Source organism: Vibrio sp. B7 (genome assembly GCF_963888765.1).
GTDB lineage: Bacteria > Pseudomonadota > Gammaproteobacteria > Enterobacterales > Vibrionaceae > Vibrio > Vibrio anguillarum.
Genome location: NZ_CAWPKR010000035.1, coordinates 1 through 15,931, shown reverse-complemented (window position 1 = coordinate 15,931; position 15,931 = coordinate 1). Strand labels below are relative to the sequence as shown.

Here is a 15,931-nt window from a genome sequence, read left to right as displayed (position 1 = left end):
TAATCAACACGCACACTTTTTCAAGGCATAAGAAGATAGAAAATACGTCTCTTAACGATGAGACATAGCGGAGTAAATGAGCATAAATTGAAATTCTTGGATTATTTTGACGTTCGGCTACTGGGTGAACGCTAGAATAGTGTCTACAATTGAGTTCGTCGCTATATGATGATTTCCAAACAAGTGTATACCCAAACAACTTGACGTTGCAGGTAAACAGCACCGCTGTAGCTTCAAGTAGGAAAAGTATAATAGGGCGTCATTGATAATAATCTTACAAACAAGGAGTTCAATAATGAATAAGATGTTAATTGCAGCTGCAGCCTCTTCTGTACTTCTACTTGCTGGTTGCGCATCAGGCCCTGATGACGCAGCAATGACGAAAATGGATCAGCTAAGCAACCAAGTTAGCCAACTCAGTGATCAAATTTCTGCACTTAAGAGCGAGCAATCGACACTTTCGTCTAAAGTAAGCCAAGCGGCTGATGCCGCTGCCGCTGCGCAAGAAGAAGCGGCTCGTGCAAACGAGCGTATCGATAATATTGCTCAGTCATACACGAAATAATTTCGTTATATTCCATAGCTGAAAAGGCTTGTTAATTCAAGCCTTTTTTATTGCTGCTATTACACTGTTCACCATTAATGAACTCATCAACTTCTTTAATTACTCCAATGAGGTTGAAAAATCTGCAGCCACAACTTCGACAGGCACACCATTTTGCGCCAAGATCACCGCTCTCGCTTTCGCATCTGATTTGTTAAATTCATCCAACCACCAGCGAAGTTCTTGCGGTACCTGCAACTCTTTTTTACTGCCGTTACTGCGCGTTAAAGGTTCATGAGCTTCAAGAAATACGCTTCGATCTGGCTCTAAGGCTAATTTTATCGGCTCATCAATTACTTTCACTTTCTCGCCACGCTGGACCTGCTTAAACAGCCATTCAATATCCTTGGGATCCATACGAATACAACCTGAGCTGACTCTCATACCAATACCAAAATCTTTGTTGGTACCGTGGATCAAATAATCACCCGCACCATAAGCGAGACGAAGCGCGTATTCGCCAAGCGGGTTATCTGGCCCAGCAGGCACCACCGCAGGCAGTTCAATACCTTTCGCTTTATATTCAGTGCGGATAGATTGAGGAGGTGTCCAAGTTGGGTTCGGTCGTTTTTGGCTGATAGTGGTTTCCATTTCGGGCGTGTCACGACCAATACGGCCAATACCGACGGGGAAAATATGCACTTTGCGTTTTTCAGGCTCAAAGTAATAGAGCCGCAGTTCCGCTAAGTTGATGACGATGCCTTCGTAAGCCACGCGCGGTAAAATAATTTGTGACGGAATGGTTAGCACAAACTCTTGCTGCGGCAAAAATGGGTCAATTCCTTTGTTAGCCGCCATCAAAGATAAAAACCCAACATCGTACTGTTTTGCAATTTGCGCTAAGGTTTCGCCCTGCTCAATCACGTGATATTGAGTTCGGCCAACCATGCTACTGCCTTCGGCAGGAAAATCATAAGTCGCGGCAAACGCGTTCACACTGAGCGCACCCCAGCAACAACACAAAGAGAGTAGCTTGCGTAGCATGGTGATCAAGTATCCTTGGCGTCTTTATAGAGCTGTAAGGTTATCTCTCTTTCTACTTTATGATCAACCATTGGCGCGGGATATGACAAGGAATTGACGGCAGGGAATTTCCAAGGCATGTGGATGTACTTATCTGGCAACGAAGCCAATTCAGGTACCCACTGACGAATAAAATCACCTTTCGGATCAAAACGTTCCCCTTGGCTGGTAGGGTTAAAAATTCGAAAATAAGGTTGCCCATCACACCCTGTTGAGGCGCACCACTGCCAACCGCCATTGTTCGATGCATAATCGCCATCCACTAATGTTTGCATAAAATATTGTTCACCAAGTCGCCAATCGATATGCAGATCTTTGGTTAGAAAACTGGCCACAACCATCCTTAATCGGTTATGCATCCACCCCGTTTTATTGAGTTGGCGCATCGCCGCATCGACAATAGGGAACCCAGTTTGCCCCTGCTGCCAACGTTCAAAGGCCGCTGAGTTCTCCCACCAAGATACATGTTTCCCCCAAGGTGCAAAATCTTTTCCTTTACAGAGATCAGGACGGAACCCGATCAGATGCTGATAGAATTCACGCCAAATGATTTCGCTCAGCCAAGTTTGCGCCCCTTCAGACAACCCAATATGTTGCGATTCAGCGTATAGACGCGCCATACATTGACGCGCAGAAAGCGCCCCTATTGCGAGATAAGGTGACAGTGCGCTGGTCGAATCCAACGCGGGAAAATCACGCTGCTGGTGGTAATTCTGTACCTTATCACGGCAAAACTGGCGTAATTTAGCGCGAATTGCATCGAACTCGACCACCCAATGATCACTGCTGATGCGTGGATAGCTGAACGAGCGGTGTTCGCTCCACAGCAACGGCTCAAGATCCTTTATGGGTTTATAATGTGCAGAAATAGGCGTTGGTAAAATTTGAGGTAGAGCCGCTTGTGATAACCACGCTCGTTTAAAAGGCGTAAAGACTTTGAAATAATCACCTTGCTTGTTTTTGACCAAACCGGGGGCAATAATGCACTTATCGTCGTATGCTCGCCACTCGATCTGGCGCTCTAGGCAAAACTGACTCGCCATCTCATCACGCTGCAACTCATTGATTTCATACTCGCGATTAACCAACACTGCGCTGGCATTAAGCTGCTTAGCCATGGTGGCGATCTGCTGCGCAGCATCAGCGTAATCATCGACTTCCTCATACAATAGAGCAATATTGAGTGCTTGCAGTTCACGTTGCAGCTCAAATAAACGCCGATAAATAAGATCCGCCTGCATCGGAGCAAGATGGTGTTTTTGCCACTGTGCTGGCGTTGCAATGAATACGGCAACAACAGGTTCTTCACCATCAATGGCGGCATGTAATGCCGTATTATCAACGGATCGTAAATCTCGGCGCAGCCAGAGTAATTTCACTGTACATCCTTACTGATTAATCTAACGAATGGTGCAGACGAGCAACCACATCTGACAACGAAAGCTTATCTCCCAGTGAGATACGCAATTTCCGTAACGCTTGAACTTGCTGCTCGGTTAGTGCTCGGTTGGCAAACAGCGCAACCTGTTGGTAGTTTGCTAAAGCATCATGATCAACAAGAGCGGTAAGATCTTCGACACCATCTAAGATAGTGAGGTTATAACCAGCTTCCACCTTTCCCACGAACCATAGCCAAGCCAGTATGCTCGATGTTGGATCAAGATTAACGCAAAGACATTTTCCTTTAGTTGCCGCTTTGTTTTCCGCTTCAATGATCGAGCTCAACTTGCTTATCATCAGTGCCTGAAAAAGCCCTTTTTGCAAACTGCGCAACGGTCCTTTAACCCGCTCTAACGTGTCGATGACAGGAAAGACAAACTGCTGCTCAACAATCTCTAACGGATACTCTTTCAATACTGTAGCAATGGTTGATTCCGCTTTGCCTTTATTGAGATCCACTAAAGCTTGCAGCAATTGTTCTTGCTCTAAAAGCTCTGAGCCATGATTTGCCAAAGTATCAATGATACTTTCACTGCCACTGAGCAATGCACTCACTTTGCCAATCGAAACCCCTTTCGCCAGCCAGCCTTGAATAGTGCGAATCGTCGCAATATCCTCTTGTGAATAAAGGCGATGCCCTTTTTCCGTGCGCTGTGGCTGAACGAGGTGATAGCGGCGCTGCCATGCACGCAAGGTAACGGGCTTTACTCCAGTAATCTCGGCAACGTCTCGAATAGCATATAATTTTTCAGTCATCATGTTTTCAGTCAGTGGGTTCTCATAGTCCATAACGTAACCTTAGCGTTTGTGGATAAGGCGATAAATAGTGCTGTTGCTGCAGATAAGCATCGGGATACATTTTTATGTAATGTTTGAGCAACGTAATAGGCGCAAGTAAAGGAAGCTCGCCAGTTCGATAGTCATCAATCAATTGCGCTAACTCTACTTTCTGCTCTTTGTTTAAGGCTCGTTTGAAATAACCCTGAATGTGCATCAAAACATTGGTGTTATTTTTACGGCTCGCTCTGTGTTTAAGCGCATCCATTAGCCCTTGGCGATAGTGCTCAATAAAATACTGTGGCGGATGCTGCTTGACTTCAGCCACCAAACGGCCGAGTTCTCGATACGCTTGCGGGTGATGCGCCATTAACGTCAATTTGTAACGTGAATGAAAGGCCACCACTTTGCCCGGTGTCGGGTTGTCACCTATCGATTGATAAAAGTCATGTAAACAGTAGACACGCGTAATGAAGTTTTCGCGAAGCACAGGATCATGCAAACGGCCATCTTCCTCTACAGGCAACCACGGCATTTTACGCATCAAAGTGGCGGTATAAAGCCCAACACCCTCTTTGTCTGCTCGTTGATGCTTATAGACTTTGACTCTTTCCATGCCACATGTTGGGGATTTCGCACAAACGATATAACCACACAATTTCATCAATTCGAGTTCATCAACTTTTCGTTCTGAGAAATCGAACATGGCTTGCGTGTAATCTTTGGTTTCATCTTTAGTTTCAACCAGCGCTAAACGCTCTTCGTGAGAGATCAAGCGAATGGTAGGCCTTGGCACGGTTAAGCCAATCGAAACCTCTGGGCAAACAGGTATGAAAGAGAAATAATTCGTTAACTCTTTGGTCACAAAGTCACTCGCTTTGTGGCCAGAATCAAAACGGACTTGCTCTCCCAGTACACATGCACTGATCCCGATACGAATTTCTGGATTACTCATCGCTGCCTCATATACAAAAATATTTGTTGTATAATGTATAGCACACTCCAATCACCTTATACAAAATATATTTATGTACACATAAAAGGTAAACGTTTACCCGAATCGATTGCCTTACCACTTTCAACACTTTTAGTTATCAATGAGCTCAAAAAAGGGTATTAACCTTCATTCTGTGACAAATCTCTCAAGGAACATTGTCAGGTCTATCTAGTATTGCCTCAACAAAACACATCAGATTCAACAGAATTAGTAATTTAATCCACTTATTGCGGATAAATCGCTGACTCGAAAACTTTGGAGTAACAACGATGGCAACCCCACACATTAATGCGCAAGTTGGTGATTTCGCTGAAACCGTTCTAATGCCAGGCGATCCATTACGTGCAAAATACATTGCTGAAACTTTTTTAGATGATGCTAAACAGGTTTGTGATGTTCGCAGTATGTTCGGTTATACCGGTACTTATAAAGGTAAAAAAGTATCCGTTATGGGCCACGGTATGGGCATTCCATCATGCTCGATTTATGTTCACGAGTTGATTTCAGAATACGGTGTAAAAAATATCATCCGTATTGGTAGCTGTGGCGCTGTTCGTGACGATGTCAATTTAATGGATATCGTTATTGGTATGGGTGCTTCAACCGATTCCAAAGTTAACCGCATCCGTTTTAATAACCACGATTTCGCCGCGATTGCGGATTACGGATTGCTTGAAACAGCCGTCAATCAAGCACGCGCACAAAACGTGCCCGTGAAGGTAGGCAACGTGTTTTCCGCTGATTTGTTCTACACACCTGAAGGTGATTTATTCGAAAAAATGAATAAGCTTGGCATCTTAGGTGTGGATATGGAAGCGGCTGGTATTTATGGTGTTGCAGCGGATCTAGGCGCAAAAGCATTGACGATTCTTACGGTGTCAGACCACATCATTCGCGGTGAGAAATTAAGCTCTGAAGATCGCCAAACCTCTTTTAACGACATGATGAAAGTCGCGCTTGAAACAGCGATTAGTATCTAATTTTTAAACCTCAGCTGCTCACCCAAATTGGCAGCCTTAAATTACCCCGAGGGGGCGATTGTGTCCAACGACCAACTACCCAAGGACGCAGATGGTTTACAACTCAACTTTTGTAAAACATTGGCGTGTGACAACTTTGGACTGAGTGAAGCCGAACGGTACGTTCTGCAGCGCGTAAACCCGAAGCGTCCAACGATGGTTTGTCGTGAATGTGGTGCTTTCCCCCCCTTACTTAACAACCGAGAAGTGTTAAACGAATTACACCGTTTAAGACAGCTTCACAGCGACGGGTTGCCCGCTTGCCGCAGTGATGATTGCCAAAATTTCGGTTTATCTGTTCATACACACAAACACCTCTATCACGCTTTTGGCTACAGCGGCGATCGCCAGCGATACCGTTGCAAAGCTTGTCAGAGTACCTTTGTCGATAAGTGGTCAGGAGCCAACAAAAAACTCGTTTTTCAAGAAACCTTACTCGGCCTGCTCTTCATGAGTTATTCGGTGCGAGAGATTTGCCGTAAATTATCCATCAACCCAAAAACGTTTTATGATCATGTCGAGCACATTGCCAGTCGCTGTCGGCGAAAACTGGCCATGATTGATGCACGTTGGGTGAATCATGCAAACCAATATGAGCTGGCTTGCAATTACATCCCGCTCCAGCCCCATAGCGACAACGGCGTGTTGTGGTTTACAACAGGTGAAGCCAAAACAGGTTATATACTCTGTCAGCACGTAAACTATTCCGCCAATGAAGAGCCTGCAGGTGAGCTTGATCACAACCCCTATCACTCGCCCGCGCGTTTTGTTTCTCGTGAACATTCATCCGAAGCGAATCTACCCACTCCTGACGCATCTCCGCTATTACGTGAGCGTATTGATCAGAAATACCAAACAATTTTAGCCCGCGGTAATGTTGAAGACCCCATGGGTAACCTCACCACTTTTCATTACCCTTCTAAAGGCGCCTTGATTCGCCCTCCTTACACCTCTTATGCTCACTTCCTCCACGTGCTGGATTTGTGCCTTGAAGATAAGCGAGTTTCTATCTATCTGCCTCAAGATCCGGTTTTACGTTCTGCCGCATTGAGCGTCTGTTTGCCGCGAATCAAGCGTAAGAATGTTGACTTGATGTACGTTGAGGAAGATCCGCAATGGCAAAATGGACATTCCGTGAATAAAACGGACATTGTTCACATGGGATGGTGGCGAGATCGCTGGGCTATTGCCAATCAGGCACAGGCTGCCAAAGGTGTTTGCTATTTGGCAGGAGACAATCCAACACCCGAAGCTTGGCTCGATAAAGCATCGATTAAGCAAACAGAGTTCTATCAAAAACGCTTCCAACTGTTGTTCGAAAGCTTTATCAACGAACCGAGGCGCAAACTTCGCCCTGGCGGCCTACAACCAATGCTGGATATTTTTCGTGCTTGGCACAATCTGTGCTACCAAGATAAACATGGATTCACCGCCGCCCAAAATTTGGACTTAACCAAACATCCACTGACATTGAAAGAACTACTCTCTTAGATTTTTAGGTTATATTTAGACTGTGGATTGTGAAGTAGCGCAGATTATTGTGGTAATGAATAACCAATGCACCCACTTTTGGGAAAGTAAATAGTGCGCTTTAACGTTGGCTTCATATAATGAATCGGTGACTTAGGCTTCTTACTTTTGAGGAACAGCCCGTTTGGATAAAAGCCAATACCTTCTTGAAATTGAAATAGAACAGCTTAGAGCCCGTATTGAAACTGAGCCGGAGAAGGTGTCGATCGTCGCGGAGCAGTGTTTATTGAGAGCACAGCAGATCTTTTTCCCAGAAGGGGCGATTCAATGTTTGATCATTTTATCTCGCTGCGCTTGGTGTCTAATGGACTACCGCGTGGGTTTAAAATACATTAAAGAAGCCTTATCCACTCAAAATACCCTCGATACTGATGACTGCCTTCCCGAAATTCTGCATATTCACGCGCTGCAACTTTGGGGCCAGGCAAAATATTATACCGCCCAACAATATTGGATAAATGCCTTAGAACAATCAGCTCTGGTTGATGAAGTTGATATCCAGATAGAGTGCCTCATTGGTCTGGGTAATGTTTGGCGTATTACTAACGAATATCAACTTTCATGTTCAACACACGAGCTAGCCGTTAAAGTCGCTAATAATGCCCGTATCCATTGGTTAGAAGGCAAAGCCCGTATTCTGTGGGCATGGGATCTCTATCTACTTAACCAATACATCGATATGCTCACGGTGCTCGATGGTGCAGAAGAAGCGCTACAGGATCATCCCGATAAAACTTGGCAAGCCGAGGTTTGGGATTTTCGCGGCTTGGCACTGCTCGGGCTTGAACGAATCGAAGATGCGGAAGCGGCAACCACCAAAGCACTCGAACTTGCTGTTGAGCATAACCTTGTGTGGATGAAGGCTCACTCATTCATTAGTCGAGCTCGTTTGGAACTGCTGAGAAAAGACTCCAAGAAAGCAACTGAGCTGTTGCTTCTTGCTGAAGCCTCTGCTGCTTCATTTGATAAAGGTGAGCTACTTTCACAAATTTGCTACCAACAATCCCTAGTCGCAGAGCAGCGTGGTGATTTTAAAGCTTCTTTAGCCTCATTTAAGAAATATCGCCAATTTACGGTTGAGATGCTTCGAGAACAAACGGCGCGCATTGGCCTTGATAAAGCAAGAGCCTCTAAGCGACAACTTGAGCAACGAGCACGTAAACTCATTAACCGTATTCGTGGTCAACACGAATACGACCCAGAGAAACATCTCTCCAATGTAGTTTCAGAGACTTATTGGTGGGAACAACTCATGCTATTCAAGACCGAGTTGAAGCATTCTAATCACGCCGTCATTGTCATCCAACATAACGACTCAAAGTACCTCGATGTATGTACCGAGATTGCCCACTCGCTCTGTAACCAAAAAGATCTCGTTTCTCGTTTAAGTAGCGAACGCTTAGCGCTGCTTCTTGCCGATAAAGGCGATGCAGCGCTGCACGTCTTCCATGTATTGGCTAAGATGATTGAAATATACCCCTGGGAAAGAAAAGGATTAACGGGGTCGCTACCTCAAGTGATGTTCCAAGACATTTTGAGTTTCCCATTCACATTAGAACAACTGGAAGACAGTCAACCTCAGGAATGGTCGCATGGAAGTACTGCTCAGTAAGATTAAAGATACGGGTTTGGATGCCACCTCCGTTTCCGGAGAGGAGGCCATCATTTTCTGGAATCACGTCCGACAACATATAGCCTCAACATCAAAAGAAAAAGCACTTAGCTACATCATCAGTGCAGAGTATCGTTCAGAACTGCATCAGTCGTCCGCCAGTATAGAGGAGCTTCGTCACGCCTTAGCATTACTTGAATTGCCTAAGGACGCCGAAATTATTTTGTCTGTGAAAAACAGTTTAAGCGATCGCCTAATGGAAAGCGGTGAATTTGCCGCGGCGCTCAACGAATATGTGTCCGCTTCTAATATTGCCGTCGACACAGGTTACATTGACGAATATGTACTAGCCGTCATTGGCATGGGTAACCTGTGTGATGCTTATGGCGAGCACAGCCGAGCCCTTCGTTACTATCAAAAAATTGATAGTATTGATCACGCAATCACCAGCCGCTCATTACGCCTGCGTTATAAACTTTACATGCTATCGTGTTACATTCAACTGCACCGAATCTCCGCCGCCACCGACCTAATTAAAGAGTGTGAAGAGCTGAGTATTTTGGTCAGCGATAAAATTCTTACCGGGCAAATTTCACTCTATCAAGCTCAACTTTATCTTCATCAGGAGCAAGTCGATAAAGCGCTCATTACGCTCTCTAGTGTTCAGTACAGTGCAGGGAATATGAATTCCACCTGGCTATCGAATATGATTCGAATTGAAACGGCCAACTGCCTGGCTAAAATAGGCAAAAGTCATATTGCCAATATGATGCTGGCCAGTACAGACAAACGCCTGCAACGATACACGTCACCCACGATGGCCAAGCAGCTGTATCGAGCATTCAGTGCCGTGTGCGAGCGCCAAGGCCTTTATCAAGCCGCCCTGATTTATGAAAAAAAGGGCTTTCGAATTGAAACTGATCTGATGAAAAACATCCCGATTAGTGAGCTGGGGGCCAATCAACTGCGTCGCTTATCGCGCTTTGAATTGCAATTGAAACTGATCTTATCTGAGATTGAAAATCGTGAGCTCAAAGAAACTACCGAACATCAAAAGAATGCCGTAGCCCAACTTCAACAGGATGTCTTCACTGATCCACTCACCACCTTACACAACCGCCGCTGGTTAGATGTCAAGCTGAAAGACCTACTGCTTTATGAGAAGCTATTTGCATTTCTAGTCATTGATATTGACCATTTTAAATCGATTAATGATGAACTTAGTCACTTGGTTGGTGACAAAGCGATAGTCAATGTTTCACGTGAGTTGAAAAACTACTTTAAATTCCGAGGCTCCTCCTGTGTCCGTTTTGGTGGAGAAGAGTTTCTGGTGATTTTAGAAGATTGCTCGCTCGACCAAGCTGAAATGCATGCCGAAAACTATCGTGAACGCATATTCCAATTTGGTTGGCACGATATTCTAGGTGAGCGCGGCTTAACCGTCAGTATCGGTATAACCTTGCATCGAGATGGTGAAAATACACAACGCACATTCTACCGCGCCGACAAAGCCTTATATCGCGCGAAAGCGAATGGCCGCAACCAAGTGTGCACTGAGTAACTTTCCATCACGTTAAGCTATTGGCTGCCGTTTACACTCGTTATTGAAATACAGGAGCAACTATGTTTTTAGATTACTTTGCCCTTGGTCTACTGATTTTCGTAGCCTTGGTCATTTTTTATGGAATCATCGTCATTCATGATATCCCTTATGAAATCGCCAAAGAGCGCGACCATCCACATCAAGATGCCATTCATGTTTCTGGCTGGGTCAGTCTATTTACCTTACATGCCATCTGGCCATTTTTGTGGATTTGGGCAACCTTGTGGCGAAAAGATCGCGGGTGGGGGTTCACTAAACTTCAAGAAGAGCAGAACGATATTCATCATCGTGTCGATGAACTTATCGATCAAGTCGCAACACTCACTCGAGAATTACATGAGTTAAAAGCGCAGCCACCCGTTGCTCAAGCGAACATCGACCATGCCAGTAATCAGGAGACAAAATAATGGATTTACTTCTGATCATGACTTATGCCGCTTTATGTATTGCGATATTCAAAGTCTTTAAAATTCCATTAAATAAGTGGACCGTCCCTACCGCTGTATTAGGTGGCGTTATTTTGATCGGCACCCTGATCTTACTGATGAACTATAATCATCCTTTTACTCAATTGGGTAGCCAAGTTTTTTCCACAACACCTGTCGTCTCAGGAGTACGAGGAAGAGTGATTGAGGTTCCGGTACAAGCAAACCAGCCCTTAAAACAAGGTGATGTGCTTTTTAGAATTGACCCTGTGCCTTTTGAAGCGGAATTGGCAAAAATTGAAGCTCAGATCAAAGAGGCGAGCCAAGGTGCACTCGGCCTAGAATCGAATGTTTCTGAAGCTGCGGCAGCGAAAGTACAGGCTATCGCTGACCGGGATAAAGCACAACGTGAGTATGCTCGTTATCAACGTGGGTATGATAAAGGTGCATTCACCGAACAAGATCTTGATACCCGTCGCCAAGCTTATAAAGCAGCAGAGGCAGCAGTAGAAGTCGCCCAAGCACGTCTAAATCAAGCCAATATCTCCTTAAACTCAGAAATCAATGGTGAGAATACTACCGTTGCTCGCCTGCTTGCCGATTTTAGACAAGCCCAATTCAACCTTGAACAAACCATTGTCAGAGCGCCTACTGATGGCTATGTGACGCAATTAGCTCTCAGACCAGGTGCGATGTCCGTACCATTACCCTTAGCGCCAATGATGACGTTTGTACACACAGAAGATAAAATCTACACAGCTGCATTTAGGCAAAATTCTCTTCAACGCCTAAAACCGGGCTTTGAAGCCGAGTTTTTGTTCAGAGCACTACCCGGAAAAGTCTTCAAAGGAGAGGTGGTTGAAATATTACCTGTTATTGGTGAAAGCCAGATCCAAGCACGAGGTACCTTGCTAGGAACTGAGGCATTACGTACCAATGGACGCGTACTCGTCACCCTTAAAATCACCGATGATTTAAGCGATTATCACCTGCCACTCGGTACTGCTTTTGAAGCCGCTATCTATTCAGACAGTTTCTCTCATGTCTCGATTATGCGTAAGGTACTCATCCGGATGAAAAGTTGGCAAAACTATCTCTACATAGATCATTAGATACCATCCGTCACGACATACGTTGAAAAACAGCCAACCCAGATGTCGCTTGTCTAGTGGCTATTGGTATCATGTTAAAAGGGTCGTAAACGACCCTTTTGTTATCTGTCGCTCCAACGCAGAATTCTCACTTCATTACCCGCTTCGGGTTTTACTGGAATATTGAGTGATAAAAGCAGCGAAACAAGTGCCATTACCGCTCCAATATAAAAAACGCTCGCCGGAGAGATAAGCCAAATTAAACCAAACGTGGCGGGGATGAACACGGCCGCAATATGGTTAATGGTAAAAGAAACTCCCGCTGTAGACGCCATGTCCGCAGGATCTGCAATTTTCTGAAAATAAGTTTTAATCGCCAAGGCCAAGGCAAAAAAGAGGTGGTCAACCACATAAAGTGCCGCCGCCCAATGTGCGTTTTGTACAAGACCGTACCCAACAAAAACAACAATCAACCCCGTGTATTCAAACAGTAGCGCTTTACGCTCGCCGACTACACCAATGAACTTACCAATACGTTTAGCAAACAAAAAGTTGAACAAATAGTTGATCAAAAACAGTAAGGTAATATCGGCCGCTGAATAGCCAAATTTCTCCACCATAAGGAAACCAGCGAAAACAGTGAAAATTTGCCTACGCGCACCACTCATGAAGGTCAAGGCGTAATACAGCCAATAACGTTTGCGTAGCACGAGCTTTTTATTTTGTGGCACTTCCGCTTTAAATTCAGGAAAGGCAAAGGCAATGATCAACACCAGCACAAAACCAGCACCGCCAGAAATGGCATAGACCCATTTAAAATCGAGCTGAAACACTTCTAACATTACCCACAAAGCACCGTAAGTGATCAGTGATGCAAGTGCTCCAACCGAAATGAGTTTGCCAAGCATTTCTGGCGCTTCATCTTTATTTAACCACTGCAAAGACAAGGATTGTTTAAGCGTTTCAAAGTAGTGGAACCCAGTCGACATCAATAATGTCGTGAGCAGTAACCCGGTTAAAGAAGGGAAAAAACCCGTCATCGCGGTTCCTAACGTCAACATACCTAATGAGATCAGGATAAATCGCTGCTCTCGAATGAACAGTAAAACGAATACGGCGGTGAAGGCTAAAAATCCGGGGATTTCTCGTACACTTTGTAATAAGCCAATGTCTGAACCATCGAAATTCGCTTTTTCAATCACGAAATTATTCAACAGTGCCATCCAACTAGAAAATGCAATCGGCACAATAATGGAGATAATCAATAGGAAATTTTGTGGCGTGCGCCAACCTTGAGAGGCTTTAGGGTACATGAGAGATCCTTATCTATGTTTCAGCGCATCATATACTCAAGTCGCCTTAAAAGGCGAGAGCTCATCACAACAGGAAACAAGGTTAGGGATTAGCACTGCTAAATTACACCGTTCGGGTATAAGATCGACCGAGACACAAATATTGGGATTTAACATGACGATTACGTTCGCAACGATTAATTTATTCAATTATTTAGCTCCGCCGAACGCATATTATCAGTTCGACAATATTTACACGCAAGCAGAGTGGCAGAAAAAAAAGCAATGGTTTAGCCAGAAGATCAAACAGCTGGATGCCGATATCATTGGCTTTCAAGAAGTTTTCAGTTTTGATGAACTGCGCAACCAGATGATGGATTTAGGCTACCCGTATGTGGCCTGTGTAGATGAACCTATCGTCAAAGATGGATACATCTATAGCCATCCGGTTGTAGTAATTGCCTCTCGCTATTCTCTGCGCCAAGTGAGCGCCGTACATGGCACGCTACCAAACCAAGCTGCCCCTTTTTGCTTTAATCGTACACCGTTACACGCTACGGTTTGCCTGCCAATGCTCGGGGATATCGATGTCTATATTGTGCATTTTAAATCTCAACGTCCGGCAGAATCGCCTGCGGCACCTCATCATCTGATCGATGAATGGCAACAAGAAACGCTAGGACGCTGGCTCTCTACTGTTCAGCGAGGCTTTGAAGCAAACCTGACTCACCAATATATCGTCAATACTCAAAAACAAACTGGGCGGCCTTGTGTGCTAATGGGCGATTTTAATAAACCGTTACATCACGAGGAGTTTCAAGGACTACTATCGCAGGCCTTATACCGCAGACCAGAAACACAACAACCGCTGGCTGACTATGCGCTTTACGATGCTTGGGATCTGCATACCGAGAGTGTTGAGCAGCCTCGCAAAGCCACTCATTACGCCGGCTCCACGGGATCTGTACTCGACTATATTCTCCTTTCCGCAGACTTCGCGCCTTTTACCCAGCCAATGAAAAGCTATATCAGCCACTATACTGTGCTTGATCAACATCTGATCAACCCGAGCTATGAGCTCGATAACTTTAGTACTGACCATGCACTGGTCGCGGTCACATTAAAAGTAAACACAGCACCGAGCTAATGGGTTTGTATGCTACGACTCTCGATGCAATAAATGCTGCCATTCACTGTGTCGATTTAAATAATGCACAACATAACTACAGACAGGTTTAATGGTGTAACCTTGCGCTTCAATTTGCGGTAATACACTCTCCATCATTATTTTTCCGTATCCTTTACCCTGAAGTTCATCCGGTACGCGAGTCGAAGTAATAAACAACACTTCATCCTGTTGTTGGTATGTCACAGTTGCGAATAGATTTCCCTCAAGATGTACTTTATATTGACAATTTTGTATATCATGTTGCACTTCATGAATCATGGTAACGTCCTAATTGATATATAAATCAAATAAATTGATATTCTCAGAATTGAATCTTCCAACATCTACCCCTAGAATTTAAACTATTACAAAAATTAGAATAAAATGCAGCTACTGCATCACGGAGAAAATTAAGATGGAATCGCAGTCGGCAGTGCTGAAAGATGAACAGAACCCAAACCGTTCAACCGAACGTAATAAAACCCTATCGACACTTAATAGTACTGATGCGTTATCTATGGTTGAACACAGTAGCGAACTAACCTTAAGTATAACCACTCCCGTTGGTACGAAATTCCAGTGTAAAACGTCATTTATCGGTACCTACTCTCATTCCCATCTCCTTGTAGAAATTCCTAAAATTTCCGCAGATGATCTCTCTTTTTTCTTCCAAGAAGGTTTTTGGATGAATATCAGAGCTATTTCACCACGTGGCGAAGGAGCTTTAATCCATTTTCGTAGCCAGTTGTTACATGTATTGCAAGAGCCTATACCGCTCGCCATGTTATCTATTCCCAACAGCATGCAAGTGACCCAACTGCGCAAAGAAGCTCGTTACGATGTGAATCTAGCAGGAAAAGCAACGGTAGGAACGCATAAGTCGGATTGTGAGGTAAGAGATCTCTCCAAAAGTGGCTGTCGTTTTGTCACACCTCCTCTTGGGCGTACTTTCCAAGTGGGTGATAAGATTAGTCTCGAATTATTTACTGATCCTCGCAGCAGCCAATTCTTTGCGCCTTTGATGGGTAAAGTTTGTAACTTGCAACGCTCACTGCACTATGCTCGTTACGGAGTGCAGTTTGATGAAGAAGGTGTCAAAAATGCAAAGAGTTTATTAAGCCAATTGAAGTTTGATGGCACAAAACTAACGCTGAAGTAAGCAATACACCCTAACCAATAAGTTAGGGTGTATTGCTATAATGCCGTTCACTTAAGGTGAGCGGCATTGTATTTTCTAGGGTATCGGCTTGGCTTTTTCTTCACGACTCTAGGGAAGGCTCTTTCTCGCCTTGGCTCAAGTATTAAGCTCCCACTCATTGCATAGAAGTTTTGGAGTTGCCTCGGTATGGC

15 protein-coding genes and 1 pseudogene are annotated in these 15,931 nt (G+C 44.5%); 9 read left to right on the top strand and 7 right to left on the bottom strand.

Translation table 11 applies throughout. The features are described from left to right. Window positions 1–295 precede the first annotated feature (295 nt). Window positions 296–565, top strand: coding sequence for an Lpp/OprI family alanine-zipper lipoprotein (locus AACV32_RS11180; protein WP_026027153.1), 270 nt, complete (start codon window positions 296–298; stop codon window positions 563–565). A gap of 99 nt (window positions 566–664) precedes the next feature. On the opposite strand, the gene AACV32_RS11175 is transcribed toward AACV32_RS11180, so the two are convergent. The 4 genes from AACV32_RS11175 to AACV32_RS11160 are packed head-to-tail and all read right to left on the bottom strand — an operon-like array spanning window position 665 to window position 4,799. Then, window positions 665–1,588, bottom strand: coding sequence for a L,D-transpeptidase family protein (locus tag AACV32_RS11175; RefSeq protein ID WP_013868372.1), 924 nt, complete (start codon window positions 1,586–1,588; stop codon window positions 665–667). A gap of 5 nt (window positions 1,589–1,593) precedes the next feature. Then, window positions 1,594–3,006 carry a deoxyribodipyrimidine photo-lyase gene (phrB, locus tag AACV32_RS11170; protein WP_170895173.1) on the bottom strand — a complete coding sequence of 471 codons (1,413 nt, stop codon included), beginning with the start codon at window positions 3,004–3,006 and terminating at the stop codon, window positions 1,594–1,596. A gap of 16 nt (window positions 3,007–3,022) precedes the next feature. After that, a complete protein-coding gene (locus tag AACV32_RS11165) occupies window positions 3,023–3,856 on the bottom strand; it encodes a MerR family transcriptional regulator (protein ID WP_170895174.1) in 834 nt (277 codons plus the stop codon). After that, the gene (locus AACV32_RS11160; protein ID WP_141138389.1) at window positions 3,846–4,799 is read right to left on the bottom strand and encodes a YbgA family protein; all 954 of its coding nucleotides are present in this window, start codon (window positions 4,797–4,799) and stop codon (window positions 3,846–3,848) included. The genes AACV32_RS11165 and AACV32_RS11160 overlap by 11 nt, the downstream gene beginning before the upstream one ends. A gap of 311 nt (window positions 4,800–5,110) precedes the next feature. Here AACV32_RS11160 and deoD point away from each other — a divergent pair, with 311 nt between their 5' ends. From deoD to AACV32_RS11130, 6 genes are all read left to right on the top strand, one after another. Beyond that, window positions 5,111–5,821: a purine-nucleoside phosphorylase gene (gene deoD / locus AACV32_RS11155; RefSeq protein ID WP_013868368.1), complete on the top strand. Its 711-nt coding sequence runs from the start codon at window positions 5,111–5,113 to the stop codon at window positions 5,819–5,821. 60 nt (window positions 5,822–5,881) lie between these two features. Continuing rightward, window positions 5,882–7,351 carry an IS1 family transposase gene (locus AACV32_RS11150; protein ID WP_170895175.1) on the top strand — a complete coding sequence of 490 codons (1,470 nt, stop codon included), beginning with the start codon at window positions 5,882–5,884 and terminating at the stop codon, window positions 7,349–7,351. A gap of 163 nt (window positions 7,352–7,514) precedes the next feature. After that, a complete protein-coding gene (locus AACV32_RS11145; RefSeq protein ID WP_013868366.1) occupies window positions 7,515–9,002 on the top strand; it encodes a hypothetical protein in 1,488 nt (495 codons plus the stop codon). Further along, entirely contained in the window at window positions 8,983–10,563 is a 1,581-nt protein-coding gene (locus AACV32_RS11140; RefSeq protein WP_170895176.1) for a GGDEF domain-containing protein, read from the top strand. Before AACV32_RS11145 ends, AACV32_RS11140 begins: the two co-directional genes overlap by 20 nt. Window positions 10,564–10,625: 62 nt before the next feature. Next, window positions 10,626–11,012: a DUF3302 domain-containing protein gene (locus AACV32_RS11135; RefSeq protein ID WP_170895177.1), complete on the top strand. Its 387-nt coding sequence runs from the start codon at window positions 10,626–10,628 to the stop codon at window positions 11,010–11,012. Then, a complete protein-coding gene (locus tag AACV32_RS11130; protein WP_017045041.1) occupies window positions 11,012–12,142 on the top strand; it encodes an HlyD family secretion protein in 1,131 nt (376 codons plus the stop codon). The genes AACV32_RS11135 and AACV32_RS11130 overlap by 1 nt, the downstream gene beginning before the upstream one ends. 101 nt (window positions 12,143–12,243) lie before the next feature. On the opposite strand, the gene AACV32_RS11125 is transcribed toward AACV32_RS11130, so the two are convergent. Then, entirely contained in the window at window positions 12,244–13,434 is a 1,191-nt protein-coding gene (locus tag AACV32_RS11125; RefSeq protein ID WP_019280775.1) for an MFS transporter, read from the bottom strand. Here AACV32_RS11125 and AACV32_RS11120 point away from each other — a divergent pair. Then, window positions 13,433–14,560 (top strand): endonuclease/exonuclease/phosphatase family protein, encoded by a 1,128-nt coding sequence (locus AACV32_RS11120; protein WP_019280776.1) that lies wholly within the window; start codon window positions 13,433–13,435, stop codon window positions 14,558–14,560. The genes AACV32_RS11125 and AACV32_RS11120 overlap by 2 nt on opposite strands. A 12-nt stretch (window positions 14,561–14,572) precedes the next feature. Here the strand turns inward: AACV32_RS11120 and AACV32_RS11115 are convergent, their stop codons facing one another. After that, on the bottom strand, window positions 14,573–14,860 hold the full coding sequence (locus AACV32_RS11115) for a GNAT family N-acetyltransferase (protein ID WP_013868360.1): 288 nt from the start codon (window positions 14,858–14,860) through the stop codon (window positions 14,573–14,575). 136 nt (window positions 14,861–14,996) lie between these two features. Here AACV32_RS11115 and AACV32_RS11110 point away from each other — a divergent pair, with 136 nt between their 5' ends. After that, a complete protein-coding gene (locus AACV32_RS11110; protein ID WP_017049260.1) occupies window positions 14,997–15,740 on the top strand; it encodes a flagellar brake protein in 744 nt (247 codons plus the stop codon). A 47-nt stretch (window positions 15,741–15,787) separates the two neighbouring features. Here the strand turns inward: AACV32_RS11110 and AACV32_RS11105 are convergent. Next, window positions 15,788–15,931 (bottom strand): annotated as a pseudogene (locus AACV32_RS11105) (IS4 family transposase); the annotation flags it as partial.

Bases quoted from the DNA above. Each gene is read 5' to 3' on its own strand.
- AACV32_RS11180 (WP_026027153.1), top strand. From the start codon at position 296: ATGAATAAGATGTTAATTGCAGCTGCAGCCTCTTCTGTACTTCTACTT.
- AACV32_RS11175 (WP_013868372.1), bottom strand. From the start codon at position 1,588: ATGCTACGCAAGCTACTCTCTTTGTGTTGTTGCTGGGGTGCGCTCAGT.
- AACV32_RS11165 (WP_170895174.1), bottom strand. From the start codon at position 3,856: ATGGACTATGAGAACCCACTGACTGAAAACATGATGACTGAAAAATTA.
- AACV32_RS11160 (WP_141138389.1), bottom strand. From the start codon at position 4,799: ATGAGTAATCCAGAAATTCGTATCGGGATCAGTGCATGTGTACTGGGA.
- deoD (WP_013868368.1), top strand. From the start codon at position 5,111: ATGGCAACCCCACACATTAATGCGCAAGTTGGTGATTTCGCTGAAACC.
- AACV32_RS11140 (WP_170895176.1), top strand. From the start codon at position 8,983: ATGGAAGTACTGCTCAGTAAGATTAAAGATACGGGTTTGGATGCCACC.
- AACV32_RS11135 (WP_170895177.1), top strand. From the start codon at position 10,626: ATGTTTTTAGATTACTTTGCCCTTGGTCTACTGATTTTCGTAGCCTTG.
- AACV32_RS11130 (WP_017045041.1), top strand. From the start codon at position 11,012: ATGGATTTACTTCTGATCATGACTTATGCCGCTTTATGTATTGCGATA.
- AACV32_RS11120 (WP_019280776.1), top strand. From the start codon at position 13,433: ATGAGAGATCCTTATCTATGTTTCAGCGCATCATATACTCAAGTCGCC.
- AACV32_RS11125 (WP_019280775.1), bottom strand. From the start codon at position 13,434: ATGTACCCTAAAGCCTCTCAAGGTTGGCGCACGCCACAAAATTTCCTA.
- AACV32_RS11115 (WP_013868360.1), bottom strand. From the start codon at position 14,860: ATGATTCATGAAGTGCAACATGATATACAAAATTGTCAATATAAAGTA.
- AACV32_RS11110 (WP_017049260.1), top strand. From the start codon at position 14,997: ATGGAATCGCAGTCGGCAGTGCTGAAAGATGAACAGAACCCAAACCGT.